10 protein-coding genes and 1 pseudogene are annotated in these 13,477 nt (G+C 60.6%); 6 read left to right on the forward strand and 5 right to left on the reverse strand.

Translation table 11 applies throughout. The annotated features are described in order from the left end of the window. Positions 1-10: 10 nt before the first annotated feature. Positions 11-1,270: a sulfotransferase gene (locus tag KFB96_RS18580; RefSeq protein WP_213460387.1), complete on the reverse strand. Its 1,260-nt coding sequence runs from the start codon at positions 1,268-1,270 to the stop codon at positions 11-13. Positions 1,271-1,661: 391 nt separating this feature from the next. Between KFB96_RS18580 and KFB96_RS26975 the strand changes: the two genes are divergently transcribed. From KFB96_RS26975 to KFB96_RS18600, 4 genes are all read left to right on the forward strand, one after another. Beyond that, positions 1,662-1,931: a hypothetical protein gene (locus KFB96_RS26975; RefSeq protein ID WP_300970455.1), complete on the forward strand. Its 270-nt coding sequence runs from the start codon at positions 1,662-1,664 to the stop codon at positions 1,929-1,931. 328 nt (positions 1,932-2,259) lie between these two features. Continuing rightward, a complete protein-coding gene (locus KFB96_RS18590; protein WP_213460388.1) occupies positions 2,260-3,828 on the forward strand; it encodes a deoxyribodipyrimidine photo-lyase in 1,569 nt (522 codons plus the stop codon). Continuing rightward, complete coding sequence (locus tag KFB96_RS18595) at positions 3,825-4,007, forward strand: DUF2256 domain-containing protein (RefSeq protein WP_213460389.1); 183 nt, start codon at positions 3,825-3,827, stop codon at positions 4,005-4,007. Before KFB96_RS18590 ends, KFB96_RS18595 begins: the two co-directional genes overlap by 4 nt. Continuing rightward, positions 3,937-5,109 carry a peptidylprolyl isomerase gene (locus KFB96_RS18600; protein WP_300970457.1) on the forward strand — a complete coding sequence of 391 codons (1,173 nt, stop codon included), beginning with the start codon at positions 3,937-3,939 and terminating at the stop codon, positions 5,107-5,109. The genes KFB96_RS18595 and KFB96_RS18600 overlap by 71 nt, the downstream gene beginning before the upstream one ends. A gap of 283 nt (positions 5,110-5,392) precedes the next feature. On the opposite strand, the gene KFB96_RS18605 is transcribed toward KFB96_RS18600, so the two are convergent. After that, positions 5,393-5,812 (reverse strand): alkaline phosphatase PhoX, encoded by a 420-nt coding sequence (locus tag KFB96_RS18605; protein WP_213460390.1) that lies wholly within the window; start codon positions 5,810-5,812, stop codon positions 5,393-5,395. A gap of 14 nt (positions 5,813-5,826) precedes the next feature. Next, entirely contained in the window at positions 5,827-6,078 is a 252-nt protein-coding gene (locus KFB96_RS26980; RefSeq protein ID WP_300970458.1) for a hypothetical protein, read from the reverse strand. Between KFB96_RS26980 and KFB96_RS27665 the strand changes: the two are divergent. Next, positions 5,998-7,145 (forward strand): annotated as a pseudogene (locus KFB96_RS27665) (ISL3 family transposase). The gene KFB96_RS26980 and the pseudogene KFB96_RS27665 overlap by 81 nt on opposite strands. Before the next feature lie 354 nt (positions 7,146-7,499). Here KFB96_RS27665 and KFB96_RS18620 read toward each other — a convergent pair. Next, positions 7,500-9,371, reverse strand: a complete 1,872-nt coding sequence (locus KFB96_RS18620) for a metallophosphoesterase (RefSeq protein ID WP_213460393.1) — start codon at positions 9,369-9,371, stop codon at positions 7,500-7,502. Positions 9,372-9,902: 531 nt separating this feature from the next. On the opposite strand from KFB96_RS18620, the gene KFB96_RS18625 reads away from it, so the two are divergent. After that, positions 9,903-12,650: an alkaline phosphatase D family protein gene (locus KFB96_RS18625; protein WP_213460394.1), complete on the forward strand. Its 2,748-nt coding sequence runs from the start codon at positions 9,903-9,905 to the stop codon at positions 12,648-12,650. 54 nt (positions 12,651-12,704) lie between these two features. Here the strand turns inward: KFB96_RS18625 and KFB96_RS18630 are convergent, their stop codons facing one another. Continuing rightward, complete coding sequence (locus KFB96_RS18630) at positions 12,705-13,334, reverse strand: HMA2 domain-containing protein (protein WP_300970461.1); 630 nt, start codon at positions 13,332-13,334, stop codon at positions 12,705-12,707. Positions 13,335-13,477: the final 143 nt, after the last annotated feature.

Genomic DNA, 13,477 nt, shown 5'->3' on the forward strand with positions numbered 1-13,477 from the left:
ACCTGAACAGTTACATTTTGTGAATGTGATCATCGTGATGGAATTGATCACTCTGGCGGCTAAAGCCGAATCGCTCAAACGTGTCCGAAAAGCGTTCCAGGATCCACTCGCGGCTCAATCCCATTTCCGCTAGTTGATAATGATGCTCGCTCCTGTATGCTTTCGCCCTCCGTTCGGCGACTTCGAGGTGGTTCTCGAAATCCTCTCTGATCTCAATCTGAAATTTGGCATAAAGATCTGTAACGACCTGGCTCGGATGAGCTACCAGATCGTCATACAACATGATCTCGTAAGTCGCCTTGGGGTAGGCTTCAAGCGCTTCGAGTGGATAAGTATACCAATGGCCGATGGCGTCGATGATCGTCTCTGTCTCGAAACGGCTTTCGGTCTTATGAAACGTAGCGCTGTTATGAGACATCCAGCTGATTGCAGATGGCACGGCGTCGAAGGGTGTTCTTACTGCGCAAACGATTTTGGCGTCCGGGAAAGCGGCATATAGAGAATGAATCTTGCAGGAAAAAGCTGGGTTCTTCGATAAATAATATTTGTCTGGCCCAAATACATAGAGATGGCGGCGGATCAAGTTTTTATAAAAGCTCATTACCTTGCTGCGGTAGGTTTCGGAGAATGCGGTGTCGAAATGAGTAAATCGTAGCATTTCCTCAAAAGGGAACATTTGGATCTGGAATGCGGATGCAAATATATGCAGCAAGCTGATTTCATCTTCCTCCGGTTCGAATAGACTGATGTGGTGCATTTTTCTTTCCTCGGCGAATCGCCGATCCTCGATCCGAGAGATCAATCGGTAAAGCGGGCTGCCAATCTGCTGGTCAATTATACCAAGCCATAGTATGAACTTTTTCTGCAAGATCGATGGCGCGAAAAGAATTTCCCACAAATACATCGATGTGCATTGGTTATCCTTGACGAGCAAGCGGTGCAGGTAGGTCGTGCCGCTTCTCGGGAATCCGACGATAAAAAATGGTGACTTAACGTCGATTTCGCGGTATCCGTGATAGAAAAGCTCGTCCAGCAAGAAACAAAGCCGATTGAAGAGTTCAAGCGAGATGAATACAGGTGGGAATACAATGAGAAAGACAACATGCCTCACCGACCATTTTGCGCCGGCAGAACGATAGGCAAAGATCGACTTGAAATATACGCGAATAAATAACCAGGCCTGAGCGAACACAAAGAACCTCTTATCGGATAAAAGACATGGGTTTGCGCCACCGGTGATGAGGTCGGGGGGCGTTGAAGTGATCAACATTGTCGATACGGCTCCTAGGCTACCGTGGGTCTCTGGTCGACAATCGCCGCTCGAGCTGGACCGATGGGTGGGTTATGTTGATCTCCGGCATCCATCCAGCCATCGGACTCGACCATGATCGAGATCGAGTCCTTCGTCAAGGACGGCCCGGGCCGGTGGCCCTGGCGAGAGAAGGATGGCTCATGCAACGCTGGAGTACGACTAAACGCCGGGCTGTTCTTGTATGGCAGTCTCATCTGAGTTTCACGCTCAGGAGTTTGGCGCAAGGATTTTAAAGTCTCGACATCATTTCCGTCATGTCGACTGCCGGTTCACATCGGCCGAGCGAACGCAGTTGCGTGCTGCGTACCGTCGGTCGCGCGAACTTCGCGAGGCCGATCGGATCAAGGCCGTGATCCTGCTCGCCTCCGGCTGGCGAGCCGATGACATTGCCGTGGCCTTGCTGATCGATCCCGGTACGGTGCGCACTCAGTACGAGCGCGATCGGGCCAGTAGGTCAAATTTAAGACGACGTTTTATAAAGGACTTTCTGGTAGCTGTTGGAGCGTTCGATGGTCTTGACGCCCGAGCCCTTTCCGGAGCAGTTCTCTACGATGTCGAAAGCGACAAAGCAAGACGCCGACAGCAATCTGAGCGGGCACTGACAGCGGATCCGGGTTGAAAAGCGCCCGGCCTCATCCATCTCGAAGGCTGCGACCAACACCGAGAGATCGATGCGACGATCTTCGATGCGACGAGCCGGCTGGTCCGGCGACACCCCGAAGGCCGAGACGTCGACTTCGGGGCCGGCGGTGCGCGTTTGGCGTCCTTCGTCCCGCGGGCGGCCGTACGTGCCCGCGTATCATGCGCGTCCCGGCTCGCCGAACCCGGGACAGCAGTCTTTGGCCCGGCGCGACCCGTGGCTTTTTCCCCTTCCGCGAGCAGGCCCGCCGCCAAGCCCGACTCGAAGGTTTTACGCGCATCGCTCAGCCTCAACCCGGATGAAACCCATGCAACTTGTCTGGTTCAAGCGCGACATCCGGGTCTACGACCACGCCGCACTCGCCGAGGCCGCACGGCACGGCCCAGTCCTGCCGATCTATATCGCCGAGCCCGGATACTGGTCCCAACCGGATGCCTCCGGTCGGCACTGGGCCTTCATCGCGGAGTGTTTGGGCGAGCTGCGAGCGGATCTGGCCGCGCTGGGACAACCCTTGGTCATCCGAGTCGGCGAGGCCGTCCCGGTCCTGATGGAGCTGCTGAATCGTCTGCCCATCCAGGCCGTCCGGTCGCACGAGGAGACCGGCAACGGCTGGACCTATGCGCGGGACATCGCCGTCGGCGATTTGCTGCGCGGCCGCGGCATCACTTGGCATGAGCTGCCCCAGAACGGGGTGGTCCGCTGCCTCGAAACGCGCAACCAATGGTCGAAGATCTGGGAGCAGCGGATGCGCGCCCCATTGGAGCCGCCCATCCTGTCCCCCTTGGGCTCGCTGTCGGAGATCGGCGGCCTTGGCACCATTCCCGAGGCGCAGGATCTCGGGATCGCCGACGACCCCTGCCCCGGTCGCCAAACCGGTGGCCGTCGTGCCGGTGTCGCCACACTCGACGGCTTCCTGCGCGTGCGCGGCGAAGCCTATCACCTCGAGATGTCGAGCCCCTTGACCGCCTACGATGCCTGTTCGCGCCTGAGCACCCATCTCGCCTGGGGAACGCTCTCGATTCGCGAGCTGGTTCAAGCGACACGCCGTCGCCGCGAGCAGGTGGCCGCGCTGGCTCGGAGCGGTGGGTCCGCGGGCAGTTGGTCCAGAGCACTCTCGGCCTTCGAGGGCCGGCTCCACTGGCACTGCCATTTCATGCAGAAGCTCGGGTGCGAACCCCGCATCGAGCTCGAAAACATGCACCGCGCCTGCGACGATCTGCGCGATCCGACACCGGATCTGCAGCGGCTCGACGCCTGGCGCCAAGGCCAAACCGGCTTCCCCTTCGTCGATGCCTGCATGCGCGCCCTGATCCATACCGGCTGGATCAACTTTCGGATGCGCGCCATGCTGGTGTCCTTCAGCGCCTACCATCTCAGGCTGCATTGGCGCGAGCCGGGCCTGCATCTGGCGCGTGTCTTCACCGACTACGAGCCCGGTATCCATTGGTCACAGGTTCAGATGCAATCCGGCTCGACCGGCATCAACAGGCTGCGCATCTACAACCCGGTCAAGCAGTCGCAAGACCAGGATCCGGATGGCCCCTTCATCCGTCGCTGGGTGCCCGAGCTGGCGACTGTTCCGGACGCCCGAATCCACACCCCTTGGATGATGTCCCGCGCTGAGCAAGGTGCCTGCGGATGCCTTATCGGCCGGGTCTACCCCGCGCCGATCGTCGATCACGAGGCGGCCGCCCGCGAGGCCCGACGCCGTATCGGCGGGATCCGTCGTACCGCCGAATCGCGCGCCGAAAGCCGGGCCATCTTCGAGACCCACGGCAGTCGTCGTCGCGGTGGCGGCTCGGGCCGGACGCGCACGAGAACCGCGGAGACTGGCGGAAAAAGAGGACGGCCCCCGAGCCCCGAGTCGACCTCATGAGCCACAAGAAGCCCCACCTCCCGACCAAGATCTGCGCGACCTGCGCTCGCCCCTTCACCTGGCGCAAACGCTGGGCGGCCTGCTGGGAGTCGGTCCGCTATTGCTCCGATGCATGCCGCGGTCGATGTCGCAGGTCCAACGCCGAGACAACGGGTTTTGTCATTGTGCAGTGGAGCTGACTCCTCCTATAACCGGTTCGCTGTTCTATTTCCTTCGATCCTCACCACAGAGATTCCAAAGATGCACCTGTTCTCCACGCTGGCCGCGGCCACCGCCATCACTCTGGCACTCGCCGGGGCGCATACCGCCACGGCTGCCGAACCCGCTCCTCGGGAGGCAGCTCCGGCGGCAGTGCCGGCGGGCGAAACCCCGGCCGAATCCGGCGACCCCGCAGATGTCGTCGCCAGGATCAACGGCGTCGCGATCCCTCGCGCAGAGCTGGATCGCAATAGCCGCCCCTTGTTGGCCAGGATGGGCCCCGCGGACTCCATCACTCCCGATCAACGCAAGCTCGTCGAGGAGACCGCGAAAGAGAACCTGATCCGCTCCGAGCTCCTATATCAGCTCGCGATGAAACAGGACATCCCCGATCTCGACCGGCAGGTCGATGAGCAGTTCGCCCTCATCAAGTCGCGTTCGCCGAGCGAAGAGGAGTGGAACGACGCGCTCGCAGAGAATGGCATCACCTCGGATGGGCTGCGTGAGCAGCTCAAACGCGGGCTCATGATCAATACGTTCGTCCAGAACGAGGTGTTGTCTAAGATCGAGATGACCGACGCACAACTCAAAGCCTTCTACGACGAGAATCCCGAAACCTTCAGTAAGCCGGAATCGATGCGCGCGAGCCACATCTTGATCGGTGTCGATACGGGTGCCGGCGCCGAGGAGAAGGAGATCGCCAAGCAGAAGGCCGACGCGATGCTCGAAAAGGTGAAGTCCGGCGCCGATTTCGCCGAGCTGGCCAAGAGCGAGTCGACCTGCCCCAGCGCCGCGCAAGGTGGCGATCTCGGCGAGTTCGGACGGGGTCAGATGGTCGCACCCTTTGAAAATGCCGCGTTCGCTCTGGAATCGGGCGACGTGAGCGAAGTGGTGGAGACCCAGTTCGGGTATCACATCATCAAGGCGACGGACAAGAACGAGGCTTCAGTCGTGCCCTTTGAAGAGGTGAAGGGACGCATCGAGAAACAGTTGAAGACCCAGCAGGTGCAACAAGATCTTATGGCCAAGATCGAGGAGCTCAGATCGACGTCCGTGATCGAGTTTTCCGACCAGAACCCGTAACTCCGTTCTCGGCAAAGCACTCCTCGTCCGCAACCGATCTCGGGATTCCCCCGGCACAGCGGGGGACGAGACGGGGCGAGCGCGCCGAAGCATAGACGCGATCTGCGCGACACCTTCGTGGCACGACTTCACTTGCCTCGCTCGTAAACCCGGCTACGTTGCTGATCGGAGCGGTAGGGACAAGCGTAGCGAATGAAGATCGGGTAGCGATGCGGTTGATGTGGAGAGGAGGCCGGGCGTCCTTGCCCGAGGTTTATCCAATTAGGAGCTTAAGCCGCCGCGCTCAAAGCCCGACAACGCCGCCGTCCTCGCGGGTGATGACGATGGTTGCCGAGCGGGGGCGTCGGCCGGTAGGATTCGGCGTTACGAAGGGATCGTTCGGATGCCGGTAGACGGCGCCGCTGTCCGGCCAGTTGCTGGTGAAGCTACCGACGCCGGAGCGGTCGCCCGGGTGCTGGAAGTTCACGAACAAGTTCTTGCCGTCGGGTGTCGACACCACGCCGGTCGTCTCCTGATTGAATGGCCCCGCCAGGAAGCGCTTGATCTCGCCGGTGATCGGGTTGGCGGCCAACATCTGGTTCTCGCCGAAGGGTCCGGTGCCTTGCTGTGATCTACTCATGTCGGTCTGGATCCACAGAATACCGTGCTGGTCGATCCAGACACCGTCCGGGCTGGCGAAGATATTGGCTCTCCAGGATCTCATGGGGTTATGATATTTTATAAATCAACAACCTGAAGCTTGCCTGCGGGCAGAACCCCATTCGGACGCGGCCTATAATGATGTTTGACACCGATACCCTTCAGACCCTGCTGAACCTGCCTGATCTCGCCATTGATCGCGTTGTGCTCGGCGAGCGCAGAACGCTCCAGATCCATGTCCACAGCACCTTGGAGGGAACGCACTGTCACCGTTGCGGCAAGCCGATCGACCATGGCTACGGGCTTGGGCAAGAGATCAAGCTGCGGCACTTACCGGTGTTCGACTACCACACCGTCCTTGTTTTGCGACCCAAACGCTATCAGTGCCACTCCTGCGAGGGGCGGCCGACGACGAGTCAGATGCTGTCGTGGTATTCGCCACGCGCCTCGGTTACGAAGGCCTTCGAGCAGCAAATGCTGCTCGAGTTGATCAACAGTACGCTCGAGGATGTGAGTCTCAAGCATGCCGTCGGTGTCGATGCGCTGCAGGGCATTCTGGATCGCCGCATCGAGCCCGAGGTCGATTGGAACGGGATCGAGACGCTGGAGGTCATCGGCATCGACGAGATTGCGTTGAAGAAGGGCCATCGCGATTTTGTCGTCGTGATCAGTGCCTACGTGAATGATCGGCTCCGCGTCATCGCCCTGCTCCCGGCACGGACCAAGGCCGTCGTGGAGGCGTTTTTCGAAGCATTCCCAAGCGCTTACGGCGCACGGTCGAGGTTGTCTGCTCGGACCTTTACCAAGGCTTCATCGGGGCCGCGAAGGCCGTGTTCGGCAAACGCGTCCTCATCTGCGCGGACCGCTTTCATGTCGCTCGCTTGTATCGCGAGGGACTCGAAACCCTGCGCAAGCGCGAGTTCAAGCGGCTGCGTCGCACGCTCTCCAAAGCGTCCCTTGATGAGCTCAAGAACGCGCATTGGGTCCTGCGGCATCGTCGCGCCGACCTGAATGCCGATGAGCGTCGCCTCCTCAATCGCCTCTTCGCCCACTCCCCGAAACTCAAAGAAGCGTACGAAGCCTGCGAGGCGCTCACCGCCATCTACGACAGTCGCCTGTCGAAAGGTCAAAGCAAACGTAAACTGCGCGGTTGGATGCGCCGCGTCACCAACCGCAAGCTCACGTGTTTCGATCGTTTCCTCGGCACGCTCGAGACCCGCTTCGAGGAGATCACGAATTATTTCGTCGGCCGCCGGACCAGTGGCTTTGTGGAAGGGCTCAACAATAAGCTCAAAGTCATCAAGCGCCGCTGCTATGGAATGACGAGCCTCAAACACTTCTACCAGAGGGTGTACCTGGATCTCAATGGATACGCCAAGTTCGGAACCGTTCGTTGATAAAACAAGCGCTTGCCAGGTCGAGCGCTCAGCCATTTTCGGGGTTTCTCGTGTACGGCGAAATGCGGCATAAGTGCCTGTTTTAAAATAACTCATGCGTCCCCCTGAAATCCGGGAGAGCCCCCGCGCTTTGACCACGTGCAGGTTTGGCCGAGGTTACAAGCGAGGGCCGCGATCCCGCTCGCCGCTCTACCCGGAGCTGCGCGTGTCCATGGGGCGGTACCTGCGCGTATGAATGCCGCCGCGGCTGCAGGCGAGGAATAGGATCTTGCAATCGCGGAATACGGCGCTTGGGGGCCGAGAAGCCCATGTCCCCGACGTGGCGTCGGGGGCTGACTGAAGGAACGTCGATATCTATTGGTCCGATCTGCAATCGGTAGCCTGCCTCATCACCTGGCCTCGCGTGTCGAAATGAATGGTGACGACATCGTTGTAGACCCGACGCTCAGTGTCAGTGACATTGTAGTCCTCGTCCATCATCGGGAATACGTAGACAGGGGTCAGAGTCATTTCGGCGCCGCATCGCGTCCTCGTCAAATCCATCTGAAGGTGTCCGTAGTGCAGTCCTCCGTCGATCAATCGCGGGTTGCCGTTTGTATCCGGAGCCCAGGTTTCGGGCGCCTCCGCGCTGGCTGACCATTCCGAACGTGTATTGAACCGAATCGGCGCGTAGGAGCCATCCGGCTGCAGCGCAAGCTGCTCGCCGCGCAGTCCATCGGCGGCTACGCCGACATCATAGGACTGGAAGCCGACTCCGTCGCCATCCTCGTCGATATAGGAGCGCTCGAACATCTCGTCATGACCGCTGAGGACGGCAGCCACGCCGTAAGCCTCGAACATCGGCGTATAGGCACGCATCGCAACGCCGGATTGATTATCCGGGTACTCATGGTTCGGGGGCGTGCCATGCACCCCGTTCGAGTAGGCTGCGTGATGGAACTGAACCAGAATAATCCGGCCTTCCGCGCGAGCGCTGGCCAACTGCTCCTCGGCCCAGTTCCACTGAGCGGAGCCGGGGTTGAAACTTGGAAGATCAGGCACGCCGCCGAAGAGGAGATCGAAGGCAGCGGCATACTCGTCGGCCTTGAACGCGCCCTGGGTATCCGTGGAAAGGTTGGCCTGCGTTAGGCTGCTGTCGTCGCCGGAGAAGGTCGGATTCGACAACTCGCCGGTCCTCGTATCCTCGTCCGGTATGCCGTTGGTCGAGTCCAGGGTGATGACGGTCACAGGACCGAAATCGACCCGGTAGTAGGAGTCCTTGAAATGAGGGTTATCGGAATCGCCGAAGGTGTCGAAGTAAGCGTGATACTTGTTCCGTGAGATGACGACTGGGCTGCGGTCGCTCGCAGAACCGTAGCCAGCGTTGAGGGCTGCATAAGTCTCCCAATTGCCGAGCGCCGGCAACACCGGGATGCGTCCGGCGAGGCTTCCATGCTCGCCGGCAAAGTAGCGAAACCACTCATCCCAAGCCGGTTGGTAACCGGCGCCCTGGACCAGGTCACCGGCGACCAACATCAGATCCGGTCGAGCCCCCTCGATGATGGACATGTTCGCCTTGAGCGCCGCATCCTGGGTCATCGGATAGCGGAGCGTGAACTCGCCATAGCGTGTGGTCGAGCCGTGTTGCGCAGCGTATAGTGACCCCTCGCCCGGTCGTTTGATCGACTCCTCGGTATAGCCTGTGATCGGATGCAGCTCCCACTCGCGTTTCTCGATGCGTCCTCTCGGTTCCGTTTCGGTATCGGAAAAGGCGATGATGCGCAGGTGCTTCCACTCATCCGCGCTCGGCGCCGCATTGAACTTACCGCGGAACACTTTGCCGTCTTGCTGGACGAAATAGCGATAGGTTCGGCCGGCATGCAGACCATCGATGGTCACCGAGTGCTTGTAATTGCTGTTCGACTTTAACCAGGATCCCTGTTCGAGGCCGGCGATCTCCTGGGTGAGCTCCAACTCGGTATACTCGAGTAGGTCAAGATACCGTGGGGACGACCGGTACAAGGCTTTGACGCCTGGCCCGATCATGACCAAGGCGCCCGCCGATGGGGTCTCGGAAATCCAGCTAATCGTCATCTGGTCGGACGCCGGTTTCTCGAGGAAGGGCAGGACCCTGAAGCCAGGGCTTGGATCCGGTGCGGAATCGACGGCGACGGCGGGAAAACCAATGGTCGCAAGGCATAGGACGACGGTGAGCGCCGAAGCTTTGGAGCGATCTTCGTAAGTCATGAGGGCAAAGTCCTGAAGAAGCGACGTGACCTAGTCTTTGTCGCGTCGGGTTGGTGGAAAGCTGGCGGGAGAGGTCCGAGCAAACTAGCAGGCCATTGCGACGTGTCCGTTAAGGTTTATGGAACAGGGTAAGTCGACGGCTCGGATTTACGGCTCTCCAGTTAGTTCGGACGCGACTTTGGGGTGCGCTCTCTGATGTCGTTAGCCCGGTAGCTCAGCTCATGTGCCCGCAGCCTCTCGTTCTCGTTGTTGATCGGGGCGCCGCTTGGACTGACTGTTCAGCGGTCTCGTCTTCTTACGGTCATCTTTTTCCGATACCGTAGTCGCGCTCGAAGCCGGCGCACACCGCGACGGGGTTGACAGCGAATGGGGCAAGCGGCCGGCAGGCGACGCTTTACATTTAGACCGTGACGATTGGAGCACAGCGTGGTGGATACCTCGAGACGTCGTTTTCTAGCCACGACCATTGCAAGCGCAGCGGGCCTAGCTGCTCCCGGACCATTGCGAGCCGCGGTCACGGATAGCGACGATGTGCCGTCCAATCCGACGCAGCAGTCACGCGATCACTTTCCGCAGTCGGTCGCCTCGGGCGATCCGCGCGCAACGAGTGTCGTCCTCTGGACGCGCGCCATCGATCCCGAAAGGGCCTCGCAGGATCTCGGTATTCGACTGCAGGTGTCCGCCGACCCTCGGTTCTCGGCTCCCTTACTAATCGATTTCCCGGTGACGGCGCTCGTCGAGCACGATCATTGCGTGCGGGTCAAGGTGACTGACCTCGAGCCGGCACAGCATTATTTCTTTCGTTTTCTGCTGCGGGAGCGTGCAGGTCACTGGCTGCAGAGCCCGGTTGGCCGGACCCGCACGGCGCCGTTACCGGAAACCGATATCCCAATCAAGGTCGCCTTCATCAACTGTCAGGATTATGTCGGCCGCTACTACAACACCCTGCTTCCTCTGCTGAGCGAAGCGCACGACGACATCGACGTGCTGATACACCTAGGCGATGCGATCTACGAGACGGCCGGTGGAGACTTCCGCAGCACCGACGGTCTTGATCCCTCGCGGACCTACGATCTGACCTCGCCCGGCTTCTGGCGCACGGGCGTTCGGCTTGAACAACAGCAGCAGGTTCCGCGCGAGGACGGCGACGGTTTCTACGCATCGAAGTCGGCCAACACGCTCGACGATTATCGCTATACCCACCAAGTGTATCGTTCCGACGAGATCTGGCAGGCGGTTTTGGAACGCTTTCCGATGATCGCGATCTGGGATGATCATGAGTACACGGACGATTGCTGGGGAGCCAACACCACTTACGACGACGGGGTGCTGTTGGAGAAGGGAGACCCCGAGCTGCCGGGGAACTCGGATGATTGGGGGCCGACGAACGACGGCGTGGCGACCGGCGAGGGCTCGGTGCGGATCCAGCGACGCCTCGACGCCGAGCGGGCCTGGTTCGAGTACATGCCGATCGACGATCGTCGCGGGAGCGGGCCTGCCGACAGTCCGATTCGCTTTGACCGCGATGGGCAGGGTCGGACGGTCGAGAACAATCTGTCCGACTTTGATTCCGAAGGGCGCGCAAGCGCGCGGGGTGGCGTCAAGATTTGGGGCAGCTTCCGGTTCGGACGTCACCTTGAGCTCTTCATGACCGATTATCGGACCTTCCGCCCGGACCATCCGATCGACGAAGCGGCGTGGCCCGGGGTCGGCCTCGTGCTGAGGGAGGAGCTGGCCGACGACGAGCTCTATGACGCGTACGAGCGGCTTGATGAGACCCGGGCAGACCTCGCCCTATCCGTCCCGGGCTTCACCTATCCAAGTCAAAAAGCGCGCCTGGTCAACCTCGCGTCGGAAGAGCAGGCACAGCCGGGATTGACGACAGCGATGCTGGCGCAACTTGGGCTGGATTACTCGGCGAGCTACTACGCCGAGATGGGCTATGCCGATGACGACAGCGGGGCGGAAATCAGTGTAGGCGCGATGAGGAAGGCGAAGCGTGCCCTGCTGGACGTTGAGCATGGCGACCCCTTGTTGCCGCCGGACCACTTCCGCGTCGATGCCGACAGCGCCAATGCATTGATCAATAAGCTCAACAGCTCCCGTCCTCGGAATCGACGTTTCGCCCTGCTTCCGGTCGGCGCCCCGGCGAAGGACGGCTTGTCGTATCGCAGTCTCGGGAAGCTGGGACTTGGCGGTACCTTTGGCGGATTCCTCGGCGGACGCTATCTATGCGTGAAACCGGCGATCGATCTCTGGTCGGAGCACCTGCTGCGCATCGGGTCGAGGCGGGTCGATGTGCTCGGCGACGAGCAAGAAGCCTTTCTTCGGGAGGCGATTCCCGCCTCGAACGCGAGTTGGAAGGTGATTGGAAGCTCGGTGTCCTTCAGCTCGCTGGTGATTAACCTGGCGCGCGACTTCGCGACCATCGATCCACGAGACCCGACGATCAGGACCTTGATCACGCGCTTGGCGTCACTCGGCGAGGAGGCGGGTGATTTGGGCCGACAGGCCGCGGCCCTGCTTTCGTTCCCCGAGCGCGCCGGCAGCGAAACGCCCGCCTTGGTGGAGAAACTCATCGCCCTCCTGCTGCCGAATGAGTATTACCTCAATTGCGACCATTGGGACGGCTTCGCCGCAAAGAAGGTACAGCTGCTTCGCGAGCTTTTCATCCCCAACAACTGCATTCTGATCGCCGGCGACATTCACTCGAACTACGTCAGCGAATTTACTTCGGCGACCGATCCAGGCGCCAAGGCTATTTGCTTGACCGTAGCGGGGGTATCGTCCGAGACCTTTCAGTCTTTCGTCGCGTCGGCATTGGGTAATCTTCCTCCCATCATCGGCTTGCTCAACGCCAAGCTGAACCTGCTACTCGAGTCAGGCGTCAGTGGTTCCGAGCGCTCGCTCGAAGATCGATGCGTGACGGGTGTCGACTCATTCGTGCTGCAGGGCGTCAGCGAGAAGATGCCTTTGGCGCGCGCCGATGAGCATGGCGTCGTCATCATGCGCATCGATCGCAAGGGTGCCGACGCGGCCTATTACAGCACGCCGCCGGATCGCCCTGAACTGCCCGATAATCCGAACAGCCAGGCCGATCCGAAGAAAAACAACGCAGTTGGTCTGGCTTATTACCATCCAGCTCAGGCCAGATCCTTCGTTCGCGCCGTGGAAGCGACCAGGCACCGGGTTGAGATACGCGCTACGGGGTCGGTGACCGTCGTCAAGGGTACGCCGGACTCAACGGCGCCATTAGCCGACATCGATACGAATTGCTGATCTGCGAGTCTGCCGAGGTTACGCAATCGTCGAGGCTTCGGTGCCGTGGCCGGGTCACGGCCACGGCACGAGTCGCCGGACGACCGGAATCCATGGCGCCTCGCGACGCACCGTGCGCCCGCACTGGGCCAAGTGTGTCTTCATGCTCTGCGCTGAAGCCGCGCGCTTGCGTGTGCGTTGCGGCGGCCGCCCCGGAAATATCTCATCTCGCCAGCCGCGCGCGGAGGTGCGCAGCATCCAGCGGGTCAGGCGCAGGTTCAGCCGACACAGGAGAATGGGAGCTTCGGGCTTGCGGGGCGGTACGCGAACGGGCGTTCGCCGCCGCGACGCAAGGCGGTCGCGCGAGCGCGCCAGATTGACGACCGTCGTGGTCCAATCTGCCAGAGCGCGTCGTACCCGAGACCACGCGCGCTGGAATGCACGCTCGATCGGAGGCGTGTGCGACGCCCTCACCGACGCGACTGGATTCAAGAGGGCATGGACACGCTCTTGGATCGCCGGGGCGTCAAGTTTCTCTACCTCGTAATGAACGACCAGGCTCGCGCAGGCCGGATTCGCCCGGACCGTCAAGATACCGGCTTGTCCACGGAGCGCCAATTCGATGCGGTCCGCAACACCTCGATCCTGATGCAGGGCCGAAATGCGCAACCGCAAGCGCCCGCTCGTCTGATGGCATACCTTCATCACGGTTCCGTCCCGATCGACTCGGCTCTGATAAACACAGGCGCGATATTAAGAAGAATCATTCTTGATAACAAGTTTCCCGGTGATCGGGCCGTCAGCGACGCCGCCGGGTTGCTGGCCCCTTCGCATCGCCCGGAAACCTC

It is taken from the genome of Thiocapsa sp., from assembly GCF_018399035.1.
Classification (GTDB): Bacteria; Pseudomonadota; Gammaproteobacteria; order Chromatiales; family Chromatiaceae; genus Thiocapsa.

Coding starts and splice junctions, on each gene's coding strand:
- KFB96_RS18580 (WP_213460387.1), bottom strand. CDS start 1,270: ATGTTGATCACTTCAACGCCCCCCGACCTCATCACCGGTGGCGCAAAC.
- KFB96_RS18600 (WP_300970457.1), top strand. CDS start 3,937: ATGCATGCCGCGGTCGATGTCGCAGGTCCAACGCCGAGACAACGGGTT.
- KFB96_RS18605 (WP_213460390.1), bottom strand. CDS start 5,812: ATGAGATCCTGGAGAGCCAATATCTTCGCCAGCCCGGACGGTGTCTGG.
- KFB96_RS18630 (WP_300970461.1), bottom strand. CDS start 13,334: ATGAAGGTATGCCATCAGACGAGCGGGCGCTTGCGGTTGCGCATTTCG.
- KFB96_RS18620 (WP_213460393.1), bottom strand. CDS start 9,371: ATGACTTACGAAGATCGCTCCAAAGCTTCGGCGCTCACCGTCGTCCTA.
- KFB96_RS18595 (WP_213460389.1), top strand. CDS start 3,825: ATGAGCCACAAGAAGCCCCACCTCCCGACCAAGATCTGCGCGACCTGC.
- KFB96_RS18590 (WP_213460388.1), top strand. CDS start 2,260: ATGCAACTTGTCTGGTTCAAGCGCGACATCCGGGTCTACGACCACGCC.